Raw genomic sequence first — 21,795 nt, 5'->3', positions numbered from 1 at the left:
CCCAATTCGTGTATATTTAAATTAATCATTTAGCAGAATATTCAAGAATATAGCATTTTTAGTTTATATTATTTTTTTAAAATGAATTTCACTAAATGAAAATAGTAAACGCTTTTAGGAGGAATTGTAACATGCAAGGAAAAGTAAAATGGTTTAACAACGAAAAAGGTTTTGGATTTATCGAAATGGAAGGCGCTGACGATGTATTCGTACATTTCTCTGCTATTCAAGGCGACGGCTACAAAGCTTTAGAAGAAGGTCAAGAAGTATCTTTCGACATTACTGAAGGTAACCGCGGACCTCAAGCTGCTAACGTAGTAAAACTTTAATCCAACATATAACAGGAGGTTACCTTACTTGGTAACCTCCTTTGTTATTCCTTTGTATATTTCCGTTTTACAGAGCAAAAACTATGTGAAATGCGCACTATACAAAGGAGGAATTATTAATGGGATCAGAAGTAAATGATTTTGAAGAAGTGAAATTCCGTGTAGAAACAGCACAAAAAATGGTAGGATCAGCAACAATTTCAATGGATCCAGATACATTAGAACATGCTACTACTGCTGTAGAAGCAGCTCGCTCTCAGCTTGAAATTATGAAATCTGTTGCAACTGATTTAGATGAGCCATTTTTAATGAATGAGGAAAAAAAATTAAATAAATGTGAGCATCAACTAAACGAAGCAAGACACTAAAAAACATCCAGAGAATTTTCTCTGGATGTTTTTTCATGACAACTGTTCCCCATACTTTTTCAATGTTTCTCCCACTGTACATTGCCTTATACAAAATGAATGAGCGTAATACTTACTATTTGTCTTTCGATTATGTTCTCGCAAAAAACATCCTTCACAATACGTTTCTAATAAGTCATTTACCTCTGTAATGAGTTGCTTTTTATCCACCTTTGCACCTCTCTATTCGGTTATTTCTTTATGACTATCAATACTTGTTCCTTCTAATGCTTGCGTAGCTAATTGATGTGCTTCTTTATTTTGTTTTCTAGATATCGGCTCACATATAAGTTTTAATTTCATTTGCTTCGCCTTTTGCTCAATTTGGTCTAAATAATGATTTAAATGTTCATCATAACAAGGCCATTCTCCGGCTAATTGCTGCAGTACCACTTGTGAGTCTCCGCGAAGTGTAACTGCTTCATACTTAATCCCTAGTTCCTCGAGTATATTCATACCGTATAATAATGATGCATATTCCGCTTCATTATTATCATATATACCTTCTATATATGCATTGCGGCGAATGCGGTAGTTTGTATTTCCTTTTTTATAATACACACATATACCAACGCCAGCTTCTTTCGTTTGCACATCATACCCCCCATCAAAATAAACGAGTATTTCTTGGGGCTCTTCCTCTACTTGCTTACTTAACTTTTTCATCTCTTTTAATGACCATTCTGCGTCCATTTCATCGTAAAATAAAAGTTCCTTAGCTCTTCCTGTTTTCTCAAAATCCTCTGCAAATTGAAGTACTTCTTCTATGTTCATATACTCTGTTGTTAATTCCGTCTGCAATCCACGCTTCGTTTTATACAACCAATGAATTTTATATTTCATACTACATTCCCCTCGTATGTAAGACTTCTTATATATATCCGGCTAATTGAAGCCTCACTTTATTTTATTATATTTTATCTAGAGTCACAGCATTATATTCAATATGATTACATACAAAAAGAGCTATCCCTATAGGAATAGCTCTTTCATCTGTTACATAAATCTTTCAAATTGTACTCGCTTATTAATCCAGTACATTACAGGCATACCGATCGCCATGACAACAAATTCACCAATTGCACAAGTTAACCAAGACAACATAAATGGTAAACCCAATGCAAGATGAAGTTCAATTGCAATCATAAACATTGTAATTGTAAAGATAACTGTATTAAAAATCATACGAGCCCAAACACCTTTAATAAATCGCATAGAAATAATCGTTGCAACTAACGCAAGAATAGATTGCCCTACTCCAAATACTAAATCGTAAGCGATCATAGGTGAGAAAAAGAGATTCGTTAAAAATACACCTAATACAATTCCGTAAATTGCTTTCTTGTTAAATACAACGAGATGATTAAACATCTCTGAAATACGAAATTGTACATTCGTAAAGCCAAATGGCTGAATAAGCATAGAAACAGCAATATATAATGCCGCTAAAATACCATTACCGACTAAAGTTCTAATATTCATGACAAAATCTCCTTAGTTTTTTTACGTGGGATGGTTTCGAACCACGTTATTCGTTTTTTAAGCAACAAGATTATATTTTACGTGGTAGCCCCTCTTTCGTCAATAGATTCCTATCATAAACTACCTTTTTCCTTTTAGACAACGTATAATGAAACATATGAAAGATTTAGGAGGTTTCACTTCATGACAGCAACAATTCAAAATGAAAAAGTGATCGTTTCCATTTCTGACAAAGGTGCAGAATTACAGAGCGTTCGCTTAAAAGAAGACAACACAGAATATTTATGGCAAGGTGATTCTACTTATTGGGGACGCCGTGCACCAATTTTGTTCCCAATTGTCGGCCGATTAGTAGATAATACATACTACGTAGACGGTAAACCATATTCATTAACACAACACGGTTTCGCTCGTGATCTTACTTTCTCTGTGAAAGAACAAAGCGAAACAAAAATCACTTATATCGTTACTAGTAATGAAGAAACATTAAAAAAATACCCATACGAATTCGAATTACTCGTTTCTTATGAGCTAAATGGACAAAGCGTTCATATAACATATGAAGTAAACAATCCTACTTCAAAAGAGATGTTCTTCTCAATCGGAGCACATCCTGGATTCAACTTCCCTTTATTGGACGGTGAATCATTTACAGATTATCACTTATCGTTTAATGGTTCGGAACGCTTAGAAACAAGCGTATTAGAAGGACCTTATCTTTCAAACAAAAAGCAATTAATCGCTGAAAATACGACTGAATTGCCACTTACATATGATTTATTCAAAAATGATGCACTTATTTTTGAACATATGAATACGAATGAAATTTCGATTCGTTCTCATAAACATAATAAATTTGTAAAAGTAGAATTTGATGGATTCCCATTTGTTGGCGTATGGACACCAGGGGATAACGCACCTTTCTTATGTATTGAACCTTGGTATGGCATCGCTGATGAAGTAAATCCAGCAAAAGATTTCAAGAACAAAAAGGGAATTCAATCTTTACAAGCGAATGAAACATTTACATGTCGTTACAGCATCACAATCGGATAACTACTCTATCCCCTACTTCAAAAAAATATTTAAGTAGGGGATCATCTTATAATTTGGAGGTTTCTCATTTTGATTGAAGTATATATTGATGGTGCATCAAAAGGAAATCCTGGTCCTTCTGGTGCAGGAGTGTTTATTAAAGGCGTTCAGCCACCTGTACAATTATCAGTACCACTTGGAACAATGTCCAATCATGAAGCAGAATACCGCGCTTTACTTTTAGCATTAAAATATTGCATCGAGCATAATTATAGCACTGTCTCTTTTCGTACAGATTCGCAGCTTGTTGAGCGGGCTGTTGAAAAGGAATACGCAAAAAATAAAATATTTGCACCTCTTTTAGATGAAGCACTGCAGTACATAAAAAACTTCGATCTCTTTTTTATTAAGTGGATTCCAAGTAGTCAAAATAAAGTAGCTGATGAATTAGCTAGAAAAGCTATCTTACAAAATTAACGGGGGTATGAGTGTGAAAAAAGAGTGGATTGCTCCTCTTGCTTTATTATTTGTCTCTTTTATTTGGGGAGCTACGTTTGTTGTCGTTCAAAACGCTATGTCTTTCGTTGGTCCATTTACGTTTAATGGTATTCGCTTTTTATTCGCTGGAATTATTTTATTATTCGTTCAAATTATTTCCTCACAGAAAACTTCAAAACAAGAATTAAAACATAGTAGTTTAGCTGGATTAATGGTTGGGTTCTTCTTATTTGTCGGCTATTTATTACAAACATTTGGCTTACTTTATACAACTTCTTCAAAAGCAGGTTTCTTAACTGGGCTAAGCATTGTTATGGTCCCAATCTTATCATTTATCTTCTTAAAACAAAAAGCCACCATTTTCATCGTACTTGGTATTGCTGTAGCTACAACAGGTTTGTACTTATTAACAGCTGCTAATTCTTTCCAATTAAATATAGGAGATATACTTGTTCTTGGTTGTGCAGTCGCTTTCGCTGCCCATATTCTTATTAACGGCTTCTTTTCTAAAAAAATATCACCTTTATTATTAAGCACATCTCAAGTATTAGCTGTTGGTATATTTTCTTCTATTTGCGCTTTCTTGTTTGAAGATTGGGAAAAGTTATTTTCAGTATCACTATGGACGAATCAATCCTTTTTATTCGCACTCTTTCTAACTGCCCTGTTTGCAACATCTATTGCTTTTTTCATTCAAACATCGGCACAAAAACACACTTCTCCAACGAGAGTAGCAATTATTTTCGCAATGGAGCCCGTTTTTGCTGCATTAACAAGCGTTCTCGTTGCAAATGAACAACTTTCTATTTCTGCTATTATCGGATGTCTATGTATTTTTCTAGGCATGATTTTTGTTGAATTACCTTCCAAAACAAAAAAAGAAGCGCAGGCTGCGTGAAGTTACGCTTGTAACTTCCGCATAAAAGCCTTAGCGCTTTTTTTATCTGTAATTTCTTCCTCTTTCAATCGTTCTAATAACGCAACGAAATAACTACCATCAAACTGCAATTGATGTTTAATTGTGGCTTCTATTGCTGCGTTCACAATCCCATCAGACGCACCAGTATATCCTTGTCCAAACATAATAAACCCTTGTGCTTCCTCTGATAATTTAAATCCTTTCGTATGTAAGAATGAAAGATAATCTTCTACTGTTTGCATGTTATTCCCACCTACTCAAAAATTCTCCATCTCCTATCATACATGTTTTTACACGCTATGAGAATGAAATTTCTTTGACAACTTTGTAAATCAATCTTCTACTTCTCTTACAATGGAGGATTTTCTAACAATCTGAAGGAATATGTACAGTGGAACTTATTTCATATTAAAGGGGAGACACGATGAAACAAGCACTATTAATTATTGACGCTCAGCAAGAATTAATTGATGGAAATGAGCAAGAAAATGAAGTTTTTCGTAAAACCGAGCTATTATCTACACTAAATATAGCCCTGCAGAAAGCAATAGATTCAAATGCTCTTATTGTTTTCGTAAGAGATATCGATGTTGCTTCTGGTAGTGGCGAAGGATTTGAAGTACATAATCAAATTCAAGTACCCCAGTCTGCAATCTTTATTAATAAAGCAGCAACCAATTCATTCTACGGCACTTCTTTACTTGAACTTTTAAAAGAAGAAAACATTAATCATATTGTTATAGGCGGATGTAAAACAGAACATTGCATTGACACTGCCGTTAGGACAGCAACTGTACAAGGATTTGACGTTACATTAATTAAAAACGGGCATTCAACAACTGATTCTAACGTATTGTCTGCAGAGCAAATTATTGGTCATCACAATAAAACTTTACACGGTCATTATAACGTTGATCATTTTTCTATGGTGAGAGATATCGAGGAAGACCTCTTTCAGCCGACTCATGATCAATATCGTGATTAGCGAAAAAGAATCCTTCATTCAGAAGGATTCTTTTTCACCCAAAAATTTGTGCTGCAATGCTATATAACTCATTATTCCTTTTTAATAATTGACCGCTATTTTTCATCATAATTGGTGGTGTATTCACCTTTTTAAAACCAGCAATCTCTAATACTTTCATGAAATCTTTCTTTCCTTCTAGTACATCAATTCTTAATTTACCATTATGCCATTTTGCTAAATCATGTACAATTCTCATTGCCATCTCATCATTTTTAGCAACAACCGGCCCTATTATCTTATTTTCTGGTGTTTGTATGCTTAAACCGTAACCTAATACATTTTGTTCCTTGTCCTTTACAACGATACACTGTTCACTTTGCATAATTCTTTTCTTTAAAAACTCTTTTCTATTTGTTCCAAACGCATATTCATCTATTTTTATTATTTTTTCTAAATCACCCTCTTCATAATTCATCACATAATCTTCATTTCTTACACAATAATGTTTCGCATTGTATGAGTTACATATGTATTTAGAAACATAACTTACTGCCCTAAATCCTAACTTTTCATATAAAGTTTTCCCTTCATCCGTAGCAATAAGCATAATTGGAGTATGAGCTGATACGCTTTTAACGCACGCTTCCGTTATTATCTTTCCAATCCCTCTCCCCTTATAATCTGGATGTACAATCACCATTCCGATAGATGCTAATTTCTCCCCATATAATATTATTGCTGCGCTAGCAATTAGTTCCTCTTTCTCATTCCAAACACCGTATACAATCCCTGCGTTAAAAATAGTCTCAATTTCTTCTCTGTTATAATCCCAACCAATATAAGAAGATAGCGCTACAATGTCGCTTATTTGTTCTTTCCGAAGACGCTCCACTCTAATTTCCAATTCAATCATACTCCATCCCCTTATCTAGACATTTAAATCATTATTACGAAATCAACTTGTACATGTTTCCCTTTATTTGTCACACACATATGTTATTTTGACCAAGACTATATTGTAAATGAGGTGACAACATGCCCATTACGAATCGATTTTCTACCACCACTAACGGCGCACTCGCTATTACAGGTAATACTTTAGGCTTAAGTAAAATCAGCAATCAAAACCGTGCTGGTACAATCGGGGCAATTGGTGCATTCGCAACTACGAATACTGCTTTACAAGTAACTACTTTTCCTGCTGGTACAACATTAAACTATACACAAAATAGTTCTACCGCTATTTTAAATATCCCTGCTGGTAGTACTATTCTTTACGCAGAACTCGTTTGGGGTGGAAACTATTTATCTCGTGATCAAAACATTACGAGTGTATTAGGAAACCCAGTTTCTTTTACAACACCTGTTTCAACATACTCGATTACTCCTTCAGCTGTTACGGCTTCAAATCAAACTTTCGTTTCAAACTCTATTACATTTGGCTTTTACACTCGTTCAGCAGACGTAACAACTCTTATTCAAGCGGGAGGTGCTGGTTCCTATACTACAGGAGCGGTTCCTGGACTTGTAGATCCTATAGATGCTTCTAATGGAACAATTAATTCGGCTGGATGGACGCTTATCGTCGCTTATCAAAACGGGACATTGCCAGCAAGAAACTTAACCATTTATGTAGCGGGTAACCGTGTTTCTGCAGAAACTGGTAGTGCCGATGTATCTGTTTCTGGATTTTTAACACCTTCAGGAGGACCAGTAAGCGGGAGATTATTTTTAAGTTCTACCGAAGGAGATGCAGATTTAACCGGGGATCAAGCTTTATTTGGACCAAATTTCAGTTCATTAAATGCTTTATCTGGACCAAATAATGCCATAAATAATTTCTTCGGTTCTCAAGTTAATAATGCTGCAGGAAACTTAGATACAACTGGGACATTTGGAACGCGAAATCAAAGTGCTTCTACAGGTACAAACATTTCCGCAGGAAGACAGGGCTGGGATATCACTTCTATTGATATTTCTCCTTATTTAACAAACTCACAAGTATCCGCTGCAATCCGTTTAACTACTAACGGAGATGCATATATGTTAAATACAGTCGGCTTACAAATTAATATAAACTCCCCAAATATACAAGCAACGAAAAGCGTAAATAAAAGTGTTGCTGCAATTGGAGATATTCTCACTTATACAGTTACTATCCCTAACACCGGGCTTCTTCCTGCCAATAACGCTATTTTTATAGATAGTCTCCCTAATGGTACTTCTTTTATACCCGGCACTGTAACAGTAGATAACGTACCACAAACAAATGCAAATCCTGCGGCTGGTATATCTCTTGGAACAATTAATAATGGTGCTTCTCGTATAGTAACTTTCCAAGCTACTGTCGTTTCTCTTCCAAGTCAAAATCCTATCTCTAACACTGCTAATATTACATTTCAATATACACCAATCGCCGGAGGAACAACTTTTAATGGTCTTGCAACAAGTAACTCTGCTGGAACACAAATTAACCTTGCAGATATTAATGGAACAAAATCAGTTAACAAACTTTTTACCGATATTGGTGAAACATTAACTTACAGTATTGCCTTAGCTAATATAGGAAATATCGCTGCAACGAATGTGATATATACGGATCCGATTCCTAGCGGGACTACTTTCATTCCAGGGAGTGTAACTGTGAACGGAGTTACTCAAGCTGGCGCAAATCCCGCTAATGGTATAACAATTGGTTCAATTGCCGCAAATTCCACTACTACTATTTCATTCCAAGTGCTCGTTCCTTCTATCCCTCAAACAAACCCAATATTAAATAGTGGAACAACAACATATCAATACATTCCTGTACCTAATCAACCAGCAGTAAGTGGGACTGATACGACAAATATTGTCTCCACTCAAGTGAATAATGCTACTGTAACAATGACGAAAGCAGTAGATAAAAATTTTGCAGATATTGGTGATACACTAACGTACACCGTTTCCTTTACAGGTACAGGTAATACAAATGCGAACAATGTTATTTTTACAGATGTCATCCCTACTGGAACAACTTTCGTTCTAAACAGTTTAACAATAGATGGCACGACACAAGTGGGTGCAAATCCCGCTACCGGCGTGAACATTGGATCCATAACAAGCGGCACAACAAAAAATGTTGCATTTCAAGTAGTAGTAAACACAATACCCACGTCAAATGTCGTATCTAACGGATCAAGCGCTTCTTATCAATACACTGTCAATCCTAGCCAATCACCTGTTACAAAAAATATTTCTTCGAATCTCGTTTCCACTCAAATTAACAATGCGAATGTAACATTAACAAAATCAACAAATAAACAATTTGCTACAATTGGCGAAACGATAAGTTATACAATCCTTATTACAAACAGTGGAAATACAGCCGCTAATAACGTGCAACTAACAGATCCACTTCCAAACGGAACGATATTGACTCCTGGTACTGTAACACTAAACGGAGTTTTACAAAATGTAGATTCTCTCGTTGCTTTACCTATCGGCACAATTCCTGGTGGGGCTACTGTTACCCTTTCTTTCCAAGTAACAGTCATCAATATTACGACCCAAAATCCTATCATTAATAACGCCTTCGCTTCTTATCTATATACTGTAAATCCAAGTTTGCCACCGACTTCAAAAACAACAAATTCTAATTCTGTTACATCAACAATTAGACTAGCAAATCTCCGTGCTAATAAATCTGTAGATAAAACGTTTGCGGAAGTTGGCGATGTATTAACTTACACCTTCGCTCTTACGAACGATGGGAATGTTGCAGCAAACAATGTATTACTATCTGATTCAATTGCGAATGGAACCGCCTTTGTCCCAAACAGCGTTATAGTTAACAGTGTTACTCAGCCAGGCGTTACACCAGCTAGCATCAATATTGGTAGCATCAATGCTAATACTACAATTACAGCTTCATTCCAAGTAGTAATAACTAGCATTCCAAATCCAAACCCTATTTCAAATAGCGCTTCCATCTCCTATAACTTTATCGTTGATCCAAACGCTTCACCTGTAAGTAAGAATACTACTTCAACTACTACATTTACTCAAGTAAACGATGCAAATGTCATTTCAGCCAAAACAGTGGACCGAGCGTTCGCTACCGTAGGGGATATATTAACTTATACTGTTACTTTGACGAATGCAGGAAGTGTTTCTGCTGATAGTCCTACTTTCGTAGATACGAATCCAGACGGTACTACCTTTATCCCAAACACTTTTCTTATTAATGGTGTACTCCAAAATAACGCAGATCCAAATATAGGTGTTCCACTACCTTCCATTGCTGCTAATGGCTCACTTACTGTCTCTTATCAAGTAACCGTCACCTCTTTACCAACACAAAACCCAACATTAAATTCATCTAGTACACAGTATAGCTTTATTCTAAATCCGGGCGATCCACCAACTATAGAAACATCTGTAAGTAATACTGTAAGTACACAAATTAATTTAGCAAATGTAGTGATTGTCAAAGAAGTAGATTTAACTATCGCCGATGTCGGGCAACCAATCACATATACAATTTCTTTAGCTAATCTTGGCAATACTACAGCAAATAATGTTATTGTTACCGATATAATCCCTAATGGCTCCACTATCGTACCAAATAGTATTTTTATAGGTGGTACTTTACAACAAAGTGCAGACCCTAGTACCGGTCTTCAAGTCGGCTCCATTCCTTCAGGTGGTTTTACAACGATTGTTTTTCAAATAAGTGCAAATGGGCTACCTTCACCAAACCCAATTCAAAACAGCGCTTCACTTCAATATAGCTTTATCGCTGATCCAAACTTACCTGCTCTCGTTAGAAACACTGCTAGCAATATAGTAACTACACAAATTAATACTGCTAATATCGTTGCTACAAAACTCACAAGCACAAACTTCGCTGATGTTGGTGATGTCATACTATATGCAACTATTTTAACAAATAACGGGAATATCTCTGCTGCTAATGTAACGTTTACAGATATCATTCCAGCGGGTACCCTCTTCATTCCTAATACTGTAACGATTAATAATGTCCCTGTAGCTAACGCAAATCCTGCCACTGGCATTTCAATTGGTACGATAGGAGCGAATTCATCACGCACCGTTGCATTTCAAGTTTTTGTACCAACTATCCCTGCTGTAAACCCAATTACAAATCAATCAAGCACAACATTCCAATATACGTATGATCCATCCAAACCTGCTGTGATGCAGATGGTTGCTTCTAACACTGTACAGACAACTATTAATAACGCCTCAATTGCCGCTACTAAATCTGCAGATAAACAGTTTGCTAACGTAAATGATATTATTACGTACACGACTACTTTAACGAATAACGGGAACATACTTGCATCAAATGTAATATTTACAGATGTAATTCCAAACGGAACATCGTTTATTCCTAATAGTGTTACTGTAAATGGGAATACACTTCCTAATGTCAATCCAGCAAGCGGAATTGCAATCGATCCAATAAATCCGAATGCAAATACAATCATCTCATTCCAAGTACAAGTAAATTCTATCCCGAATCCAAATCCAATCCCGAACCAAAATAATACAACGTACCAGTATGTCGTAGATCCTAACTTACCTCCAGCATCCGCCAATACGTTAAGTAACGTAATAACAACTCAAATTAATAACGCTACTATTGTCGCTACTAAGTCTGTGAATACACCGACAGCTGCAATTGGTGATATTGTTACTTATACGATTGCAGTAACAAATACAGGTAATATCCCTGCTAGTGCAACTGTTTTAACAGATGGGCTTGGCGCAGGAGCTTCATTTATCCAAAACTCCGTAACGATCAATAATGTTCCACAACCAGGATTAGATCCATCACTTGGTGTTCACTTGGCAGATATTTCGCCAGGAGATACTGTATTCATTACTTTTCAAGCACAAATTTTAGCGATACCACCTAGTGGCACATTAACAAATAATGCTCTTGTAAATTATGAATATACCGTAAATCCAAACCAATCTCCTGCTGTTGGTAGCACTGTAACAAATACAACAGTTACACCAATTATTGACGCTACTTTAGTAATAAATAAAAGCGCTAGTACAACTTTCGCTACAATTGGTGATACAATTACATTCACTTCAGCTGTTACAAACAACGGAAATACTACTGCGAACAACATTATTTTTACTGATACAATTCCAAACGGTACTACCTTTATCCCAAATAGCTTTAAGATAAATGGTGTAACCGTTCCGAATGCAAATCCACAAAACGGTATCAATATTGGTAACTTAAATTCAAATGCATCTGCTACACTCAGTTTTCAAGTAAACATTACAACACTTCCAAACCCTAATCCAATCCTGAATAAATCATCGCTTCAATATAGCTTTATTGTAGATATAAATGAACCGCCAGTTTCACGAACAGTTCAATCTAATAAAACCTTTACACAAGTAAATACTGCTTCTGTTATCGCAACAAAAACTGCAAGCAGTGCTTTTGCTGCTGTTGGAGATACAATTACGTATACAACTACCCTCACCAATAGCGGAAATACTGCCGCAAACACACCTGTTTTTATCGATATATTACCACCTGAACTTTCATTCGTTCCTGATAGCGTACAAATTAATACCATCCCACAACTTGGATTTAGACCAGATAGCGGGATTTCTTTAGACTCAATTCCAGTTGGAGGAACGACAACAATTAGCTTTCAAGCTATCGTTGGCTCAATACCAGTTACAAATCCAACTTTGAACCAGTCTAGCACGACATACTCGATCATTGTTGATCCTACCCAGCCGCCGGTGACAGAAACAGCTACAAGTAATCCAACTTTAGTTCAAATTAACGAAGCGATTATTCAAGCAACGAAAAGTGTGGATCGGCTATTTTCTGACATAGCACCTGGAAATTCATTTTTAACGTATACAGTTTTATTAGAAAATGTAGGAAACACAACTGCTACGAATATCATTTTTACAGATCCGATTCCAAATAACACAGTATTCATAGAAGATAGCGTTCGAGTAGGCGGAGTTTTATTACCTGGAGTAAATCCAGCTAACGGGATACCAATTGGAGATATTATTGCAGGAGATTTTATAAATGTTACCTTCCGTGTGCAAGTAGTTAGCATTCCAAATCCAATTTTCACAATTGGACCAGGCGGACCAAACTCACCGGTTGTAAACGGCGCTTCTATTGATTATAAATTTATGACAGGACCTAATTTACCACTTGTTTCACGAAATACGACATCTAATTCTGTTTCGACACAAATAAATTCTGGGGAAATTGTGGCAATCAAATCTGTAGATAAAACTTTCGCAACGATTGGTGATACAATTTCTTATACAATTACATTAAGTAACCCTGGAAATGTCACTTCACAAAATATAATTTTCACGGATACTTTACCTGATGGGACGACATTCATATCTGGCACTCTTACAAACGATTCTGGTACACAGCAAATCGGAAATCCATCTAACGGGATTCAGATTGGAAATATAAACCCAAATGGAACGGCCGTGATTACTCTCAACGTACTTGTTACAAACATTCCAAGTATAAATCCAATTTCTAATTTTAGTTCTGTACAATTTGCACATGTAGTTGATCCTAGCCAACCTGCCGTAACACAAACGAACGTATCTAATGCTGTTTCGACAACAATTAATAGTGCAATATTAACGACCCAAAAAAGCGTTGATAAATCTATCATTTCTGTTGGAGATACGATTACGTATACAACAACTATTACAAATACAGGAAATACGACTGCAACGAATATAACGTTCACGAGCGCAATTCCAGCTAACACTACCTTTATACCAAACTCAGTCAAAATAAACGGGGTTCAGCAATCTGGTGCGCAACCAGCACTTGGAGTAACTATACCAAATATCGCTCCTGGTGAAACAGTAACCGTTACTTTCCAAGCAAATGTTCTTTCTGTTCCCCCTTCAAGTTCGATTATGGGTAATGACACCATTTTATATTCTTATACTGTCGATCCAAACGGAACTCCTATTACAACTTCTACTTCAACGAATATTGTTACAAACCCGGTACTAGATGCTATGATAACGATGGTAAAATCGGTCGATCAAACAATTGTAACACTAGGTGATACCATTACCTATACAACCATTTTAACGAATAATGGCAATACAAATGCAACGAATATTACTTTCACTGATCTTATTCCAGACGGCACAACGTTCATTCCGAATAGTGTCACAATCAATGGCAGTACACACATCGAACTCGATCCTAATACAGGTATAACAATCGGATCAATTGCTCCTAACAACTCAATATCTATCGCATTTCAAGTTACTGCTACTTCTACACCAAACCAAAATCCTGTAGCCAATTCCGCTACTGCTTCTTACACATTTATCGCTGATCCAAATGCACCGATTGTTTCAAGAAACGTTACTTCAAACACAGTGTTTACTACGATTAATACAGCTAACATTCTTTCATTAAAACAAGTCGATAAATCCTTTAGTCGTATTGGAGACATACTCACTTATACTGTCGTTTTAACAAACAATGGAAACTCATCTGCACAAAATGTTATATTTACAGATACAGTGCCAAGCGTCACTACATTTATTGCAAACACATTTTCTATTAATGGAGTTCCTCAAAGTGGGGCGGATCCATCGAACGGTGTGAATATTGGGACAATAACAGCCGGGACTACAGTAACAGTTTCGTTCCAAGTTACTGTAACATCATTACCAACCCAAAACCCAATTGTAAATTTCTCATCAACATCGTATCAATTAGTCTCACCGCCTGATGCAGAAACTTCAATTAGTAATCCTGTTTCAACCCAAATTAACGAAGCAATATTGTCTATGACGAAAAATGAAAGTGTATCCTTTGCAGATATCGGGCAAACTGCTTTTTATACTACTTCTATTACCAATGTAGGCAATACCGATGCAACTAATATTGTATTCACAGATGCATTACCAAGTGGACTTACATTTGTTCCTAACACATTAACTATTGATGGCGTTTTACAATCTAACGCGGATCCAAATACAGGCGTATTACTTGCAACACTTCCACCAAATGAAATATATAGTATCGTCTTTCAAGTTACAGTAAACAATATTCCCCCTAGTAACCCAGCACCAAATACAGCATCAACGACGTATGAATTTACTGTTGATCCTGTTAATCCTCCCGTTTCAAGTGCAGCTACTTCCAACACTACACTCCTTCAAATAAACAACGCAACTATTATTAGCACCAAAACAGCAGATCTTACTTTTGCGGATGTTGGTAATACAATAACATTTACACTTAACCTTCCTAATACCGGAAATGTGACCGCAACTGATGTAACTATTATCGATATTCTTGATAGCAATTTAAGTTTCGTTCCAAATAGTTTCACAGCTAATGGGCAAACCATTCCAAACGCCGATTTATCAACTGGTGTAAATATTGGTTCCATTAATGGTGGTAATACGGCAATCGTTACATTCCAAGCAACTGTTATTACACTTCCAACACTTAATCCTATCTCTAACTCTGCTTCTACCACATATCATTATGTCGTTGATCCTAGCCAGCCACTTATTACAACTTCCAATCAATCTAATACAACGACCACACAAATTAATAGCGCTATCCTTACTGCACAAAAAAATTCAAATGTATCTACGGTAGATATCGGGCAGGATATTACCTACACCGTTACAATTACAAATAGCGGAAATGTAAGTGCAACAAATGTTATTTTTACCGACCTTATTCCAGACGGAACTTCCTTTGAACCGAATAGCTTTACACTGAACGGAACTAGCATCCAAAATGCAGATATCATTACAGGCGTTCCAATCGGTGATATCGCGCCAAACGAATCTGTCATCGTAGCATTTAACATTATCGCCAATGAAATTCCGCCTATAAATCCAATTACTAATCAAGCTAGCGTTAGCTTTCAACATATCGTTAATCCAGCTAATCCCCCAGTTTCAAAAAATATTATTTCTAACAACGTTACAACAAAAATTGAAAGTGCTATTTTAAATACTATTAAAATAGGAGATAAAACTTTTGCAACGATTGGTGATACGATTACGTATACAACGACTATTACGAACACAGGCAATATTCCTGCTAACAACGCTATATTCTCAGACCCTTTACCATCGTGGACACAATTTGTTGCAGGATCAGTTATTGTTGATGGCACTCCATTACCATCCGCTTCGATTATTAACGGTGTTGGCATAAATACAATCAATCCAAATCAAACTGTTACAATCATATTCCAAGTACAAATCGTAAGTAATCCAACAACGTTCACACCTGAACTCCAAAACTTAGGATTTGTTAACTTCCAATATAACGTAGGCAATGCATTACTGGCTCAACCTGGCAATGTGGAAACGAATGTCTTCGTTACTTCTATTAATACAGCAATACTTTCAGCTGTAAAAACTGCTAATACAGCCTTTGCAAATATTGGAGATACGATCACTTATACAGTTTTGATTCAAAATAGCGGCAATACAAACGCTACGAATGTAAATTTCTCAGACCCAGTTCCAGCAGGAACAACCTTTGTTGAAAATAGTTTTGCTGTAAATGGAAGTACCATTCCAGGTGCAAATCCAAATAACGGAGTGAATATCGGAACAATTAGCTCGGATAGTTCCTTAACCGTTACTTTCCAAGTCATAGTTACATCAACTCCACCTTCAAATCCGATTACAAACGTAGCATCTATTCAATACACATTCATCGTTGATCCGGCCTCTCCTCCTGTTACAGGCACGATAAATTCTAATAGCGCTTCAACACAAATTAATAACGCGACTGTTACAACTGTTTTACAAGCAAATCGTTCAATTGTGTCTATCGGGGATGTAATTACGTATACAGCAACATTAACGAATACTGGAAACTTCCCTGCAAACTCTGTATTACTCATTAACGGAGTTCCTGAAGGAGCATTATTTATTCCAAATAGTGTTACGCTCAACGGGATTTCACTTCCAGATGCAAGTCCAACTCTCGGTATTCCCGTTGGTATTATCGCACCAGGTGATTCCGCTACTATTACGTTCCAATTTCTTGCAAGTTCTATTCCACCACAAGGAGCAATTATAAATCAAGCACTTACAAGTTACACGTATATTGTCGATCCAAGTCAACCTCCTGTTACAGCAACCTCCTCGTCTAATACGGTTAATACAGCTGTTGTTGATGCATCATTATCCGTAATTAAAAGTACAGATTCTCTCGTACAATCTACTGACGGTACAATCACTTACACAGTAGTCGTTCAAAATAACGGAAATACTACTGCAAATACAGTTACTTTAACAGATTTGGTCCCCGAAGGAACTGCCTTTATTCCGAATAGCGTAACTATTAATAGCGTTTCCGTTCCAGATGCTGATCCTAACGTAGGAATACCATTAAACTCCATCACACCGTCAGAAATCGTCACTGTAACATTCCAGGTTATCGTTCAATCTTATTCCAAGCGTAAACCCAATTTCTAATACAGCCCGTATTGACTATACTTTTATCGCCGATCCAACTGCTCCTATCATCTCTCGAACAATTACGTCTAATCCTGCTTTCACACAAATTTCGGATGCGACTATCCTTTCTTTAAAAGCAGTCAATGCACAGCAAGCAACAACAGGTGATATTTTGACTTACACAATAACACTAGAAAATACAGGAAATATTCCAGCTACGAATCTCATATTTTCAGATACGATCCCCCAAGATACTACATTCGTAGAAAATAGTTTTACACTTAACGGAACAACTATACTTGATGCCAATCCAAATGTAGGTGTTACTTTACCTACTTTAGCAGCAAACGCTACTCACCTTATTTCGTTCCAAATTCTTATTAACGATTCATTCTCCCAAGAATCGATTACAAATCAATCCAATACAACATATACAATCCAACCAGACCCAGGGCAACCGCCTATTACTGAAACATCTACTAGTAATATCGTTATTACAAATTTCGTGCAAGCACAATTGGCAATTACAAAAACATCCAATCCAACAACTGTAGATATCGGTGGAACTATACTTTATATTTCTGAAGTGAAAAATATCGGTAATGTTGACGCAATAAATATTAATTTCACAGATTCTATCCCTGCTGGGACTACATTCGTTCCCGATAGTGTCACAATTAATGGTGTCCTTCAGCCAGGTGTAAATCCTGAAAACGGAATACCGATTGGAACAATTCCAGCAAACAGTTCCAAAACGATACTATTTCAAGTGCAAACAAATAATCCACCGAATGAAACTGAAATTGTAAATCAATCTTCAGCAACTTACCAATATGTAAGTATTCCTACAGCCCCACCAGTAAATCGCTCTGCAAATTCTAACATTGTTACAACATCACTTCAAAATGCAAATATTATTTCTGTTAAAAGTGCGGATGTAAATTTCGTATCAATCGGGCAAATGATTACCTACACAAATACACTTCAAAATATAGGAACCGTTCCGGCTAACAATATCGTGTTCATTGATAACATTCCAGAAGGTACTATATTCATTGAAGATAGCTTAGCAATAAATAATGTAATTCAGCCTGGCGTGAATCCTGAAAACGGAGTAACTCTCGGCACGATACAACCAAATGAAACAGTCACTATTTCATTCCAAGTACAACTTACAAATATACCAGAGGGCAATACAGTCATTAATATTTCAGACACTTCGTACGAATACCAAATTGACCCTAGTTCTCCAATTATTCAGCGTAGATCGTTATCAAATGCAGTAAATACTGAAGTGCGAACGGCAAATGTTAGTGCAATTAAATCCGCTAACAGATCCATTACACGTATCGGTCAAATCATCACATATACAGTCGCAGTTACAAACGCCGGTACAATACCTATTACAAATACTCTCCTACTTGACGCAATTGCTTCTGGCACCACATTCGTTCCAAATAGCATTCTTGTAGATGGCGTACCAAGACCTAACGAAAATCCAATTACCGGTATCAATCTTGATATAATTCTTCCAAATAATACGATTATTGTTACGTTCCAAGTAAGCGTAGTTTCTATACCGCCACAAAATAACATTAATAATATTGCCGTCATTCACTATGAGTATCGACCAGAACCAAGCACACCACCAATTTCAGAAACGACCTCTTCCAATGCTACAAACATACAATTTATTGATGCTATTCTTATTGCTACAAAATCTGCTAATACTGTATTAGCTACTATTGATGAAACCATTGAATATACAGTATTCATTCAAAATAATGGATCGGCTACAACTAATTCCATCTTTTTTACAGATACTATAGCAGATGGAACAGTATTTATTCCAGGAAGTGTAATAGTTAATAATACTGTACTTCCTGCAGCAGATCCGAATATCGGCTTTTCCATTCCTAATGTCGCAGCAGGTCAAATGACTACAATAACATTCCAAGTTTCCGTTACGAATTTACCTACTGTAAATCCAACACCTAATACTGCAAACATTGTCTACGACTTTATTTTCAATCCTGACTTTGCACCAATTCAAAAATCTACTACTTCCAATACTACTTTCGTTCAAATTAATGATGCTGATATCGTTTCACTTAAAACTGTTGATTTAACCTCTGTAACGATTGGTGACATTTTAACTTATACAACAACTTTAACGAATACAGGGAATACGGATGCCACTGCTGTTGTATTTACAGACAATATACCTGATGGAACAACCTTTATTGACGGTAGCGTTTTAGTAAATAACATTCCTCAGCTTAACGCCAATCCAAGTGTAGGTATACTTGTAGGAACGATTGCTCCTAACATTTCTATCCCAGTCACATTTTCTGTTACCGTCGTAGCTCTTCCTACTAGCGGTCATGTTCAAAATCAATCAACTTCTCGTTATACAATTAACGTGGAAGAACAAATATCGACTAGCAATATTACCTTCACTGAAGTTATTTCCGCTAATGTAATTGCGACAAAAACAACACCTATCCAATATGCTGACTTACAAACTATCCTCCCTTATACAATTTCCATCATAAATAACGGAAATATACAAGTCGAAAACATTATTGTTACAGATATTATCCCGGCAAATACGAGCTTTATAGAGAATAGTGTTATTGTGAACGGCAACGCTCGGCCAAATGACAACCCTCTTAACGGTATACAAATTGATACCATTCCACCTAATACGACAGCAACCATTCTATTCCAAGTACGGGTTACTTCGATTCCACAAACAAATCCAATCTCTAACACGAGTACAATTGAATATGAATACACGGTACCAGATCGACCACCTATTACCGAAACTATTATTTCATCAGCTGCCGCAACAGAAATTAATCACGCAAATTTGAATAGTAATAAAGCTGTTGACCTTGCATTTGCAACGGTTGGTGATACGTTAACGTATACGATTACACTAAATCAAACCGGTAATGTTGCAGTAAATGATGTAATCATTCAAGATATTATTCCTCAAGGTACTACGTTTATAGAAAATAGCGTCATTGTAAACGGAGAAACTCTTCCAGGAGTGAATCCAGTAAGCGGCATACCAATTGGTACTATAACTATTGGTGAAGATGCTATCGTTTCATTCCAAGTAACTGTAACTTCTATTCCAACACCAAATGAACTAAACAACAACGCAATTACTACTTTTAACTATATAGTCAACCCAAATAACGTACCTGTTACAAATACGACTACAACAAACACCGTCACAACTACTGTCCAAAATGATAATGTCATTGCGATAAAAGCTGTTGATTTCACAAGTGCCTTACCCGGTCAAACTTTAACGTATACCATCACGATTACTAATAATGGTAATATCATTATCGAAGACCTTCTTTTAGTAGACACAGCACCAGCAGATACGACATTTGTTATTGGTAGTGTTACGATTAACGGAATCAATCAACCTAATGCGAATCCGGAAAATGGTATTACGTTAGGAAATCTTGCTCCAAATGAATCTGTTATTATTACATTCCAAGTGACAATTTCTTCTTCTACTCTTCAATCTACAATCAATAACGATGCTACTATTTCCTATACGCCTATTGTCGGTCTAATCCAACCACCTATTACGATTACAAAGCAAATAAATACAGTTACAAAACAAACAAATACCGTTACAACGACAGTCGTTGATCCGATGGTTGACATTGAAAAAACAGCTGACAAATCTATTGTCGTTATAGGAGATATCATTACATTCACATTAGCGGTATTTAATCACTCCCCAATTCCGACAATCAGTACTTCTGTTATAGACAGCATTCCAGCTGGTACAACATTTATAGAAAACAGCGTAACAATTAACGGTACTCCCGTTACAAATGTTCGTCCAGACACTGGTATTAATATCGGCTCTTTACCTGCAGATTCAGTAGCAACTATAACATTTCAAGTTCTCGTAACTTCTATTCCTTCAAACAGTACAATTATAAATTCTGCAACAGTTACCGCTGCCTTTCAATTGACACCACAGGATCCAATTATCACTTTCATTGTTAATTCAAATATCGTTCGTATACCAATTCAATTTATAACTGTAACAGTCACGAAAAATGCTTCCGTCAGCTCAGCTTATTTAAATCAATATTTTGATTACGCGGTACGTATTACAAATACTTCCAAAATTTCACTCTCAAATATTTCTTTACAAGATACCATTCCAGCAGGTTTACAATTTATAAACGGCACTGTCTTTATTAACGGTGAACGCTCTCCACTAGCGAATCCGAATATCGGTTTCCTAGTTGCCACTAATTTGGAACCAAACGAAACAATTATCGTATTATTCACAGTACAAGTAATAAGTCCACCTGTTAATAATGAATTTAAAAATACGGCCAATATTTCGTTACAACTTCAAGTCTCGCCTACCGACCCACCAATTACAGTAACCGTTACAAGTAACGAAAACATCGTCACTTTTGTTCCAGAAAATCCAGATGAAACACTTCCAAATTTAAATTGCTTCTTTGACGGTGAACGCTTCATTCGCATTACTCCTCGAAATGTACGAAATTACCTTTGGACTTGGATTTGGTGGAAGTAATTGAAACAAAAAAGAGATTGTAGTTTGGTTGAAACCAAATTACAATCTCTTTTTCATTACCTATATCC

At 36.3% G+C, this 21,795-nt stretch carries 11 protein-coding genes, 1 pseudogene and 1 riboswitch; of the genes and pseudogenes, 7 read left to right on the top strand and 5 right to left on the bottom strand.

The features are described from left to right. Nucleotides 1–131: 131 nt before the first annotated feature. On the top strand, nt 132–329 hold the full coding sequence (gene cspB, locus AC3WVZ_RS06890; RefSeq protein ID WP_001161731.1) for a cold shock-like protein CspB: 198 nt from the start codon (nt 132–134) through the stop codon (nt 327–329). A gap of 119 nt (nt 330–448) precedes the next feature. Then, complete coding sequence (locus AC3WVZ_RS06885) at nt 449–697, top strand: DUF2564 family protein (RefSeq protein ID WP_000534392.1); 249 nt, start codon at nt 449–451, stop codon at nt 695–697. A 33-nt stretch (nt 698–730) separates the two neighbouring features. On the opposite strand, the gene AC3WVZ_RS06880 is transcribed toward AC3WVZ_RS06885, so the two are convergent. From AC3WVZ_RS06880 to AC3WVZ_RS06870, 3 genes are all read right to left on the bottom strand, one after another. Further along, nucleotides 731–907, bottom strand: a complete 177-nt coding sequence (locus AC3WVZ_RS06880) for a zinc-finger domain-containing protein (protein WP_000358801.1) — start codon at nt 905–907, stop codon at nt 731–733. A gap of 12 nt (nt 908–919) precedes the next feature. Then, nucleotides 920–1,579: a ribonuclease H family protein gene (locus tag AC3WVZ_RS06875; protein ID WP_000875547.1), complete on the bottom strand. Its 660-nt coding sequence runs from the start codon at nt 1,577–1,579 to the stop codon at nt 920–922. A 153-nt stretch (nt 1,580–1,732) separates the two neighbouring features. Further along, entirely contained in the window at nt 1,733–2,218 is a 486-nt protein-coding gene (locus AC3WVZ_RS06870) for a QueT transporter family protein (protein WP_001026474.1), read from the bottom strand. A gap of 6 nt (nt 2,219–2,224) precedes the next feature. After that, nucleotides 2,225–2,269: riboswitch (PreQ1 riboswitch) on the bottom strand. 132 nt (nt 2,270–2,401) lie between these two features. Here AC3WVZ_RS06870 and AC3WVZ_RS06865 point away from each other — a divergent pair. The 3 genes from AC3WVZ_RS06865 (at nt 2,402) to AC3WVZ_RS06855 (ending at nt 4,649) form a co-directional block, all read left to right on the top strand. Further along, nucleotides 2,402–3,274 carry an aldose 1-epimerase family protein gene (locus AC3WVZ_RS06865; protein ID WP_000127417.1) on the top strand — a complete coding sequence of 291 codons (873 nt, stop codon included), beginning with the start codon at nt 2,402–2,404 and terminating at the stop codon, nt 3,272–3,274. A gap of 69 nt (nt 3,275–3,343) precedes the next feature. Further along, entirely contained in the window at nt 3,344–3,730 is a 387-nt protein-coding gene (locus AC3WVZ_RS06860; protein ID WP_000573880.1) for a reverse transcriptase-like protein, read from the top strand. A 13-nt stretch (nt 3,731–3,743) separates the two neighbouring features. Beyond that, nucleotides 3,744–4,649: a DMT family transporter gene (locus tag AC3WVZ_RS06855; RefSeq protein WP_063219992.1), complete on the top strand. Its 906-nt coding sequence runs from the start codon at nt 3,744–3,746 to the stop codon at nt 4,647–4,649. A 2-nt stretch (nt 4,650–4,651) separates the two neighbouring features. On the opposite strand, the gene AC3WVZ_RS06850 is transcribed toward AC3WVZ_RS06855, so the two are convergent. Then, nucleotides 4,652–4,912 carry a DUF6123 family protein gene (locus AC3WVZ_RS06850; RefSeq protein WP_001195212.1) on the bottom strand — a complete coding sequence of 87 codons (261 nt, stop codon included), beginning with the start codon at nt 4,910–4,912 and terminating at the stop codon, nt 4,652–4,654. 182 nt (nt 4,913–5,094) lie between these two features. Here AC3WVZ_RS06850 and AC3WVZ_RS06845 point away from each other — a divergent pair, with 182 nt between their 5' ends. Then, nucleotides 5,095–5,655, top strand: coding sequence for a cysteine hydrolase family protein (locus AC3WVZ_RS06845; protein WP_000806320.1), 561 nt, complete (start codon nt 5,095–5,097; stop codon nt 5,653–5,655). 34 nt (nt 5,656–5,689) lie between these two features. Here AC3WVZ_RS06845 and AC3WVZ_RS06840 read toward each other — a convergent pair whose 3' ends face one another. Further along, a complete protein-coding gene (locus AC3WVZ_RS06840) occupies nt 5,690–6,550 on the bottom strand; it encodes a GNAT family N-acetyltransferase (protein WP_233936213.1) in 861 nt (286 codons plus the stop codon). Between the two features lie 122 nt (nt 6,551–6,672). On the opposite strand from AC3WVZ_RS06840, the pseudogene AC3WVZ_RS06835 reads away from it, so the two are divergent. Next, a pseudogene (locus AC3WVZ_RS06835) lies at nt 6,673–21,727 on the top strand (cell surface protein). The last annotated feature ends 68 nt before the right edge of the window (nt 21,728–21,795 follow it).

It is taken from the genome of Bacillus sp. CPT56D-587-MTF, from assembly GCF_058792335.1.
The sequence above is the reverse complement of the archived record's forward strand: the minus strand, read 5'-3'. Positions and strand labels throughout refer to the sequence as shown.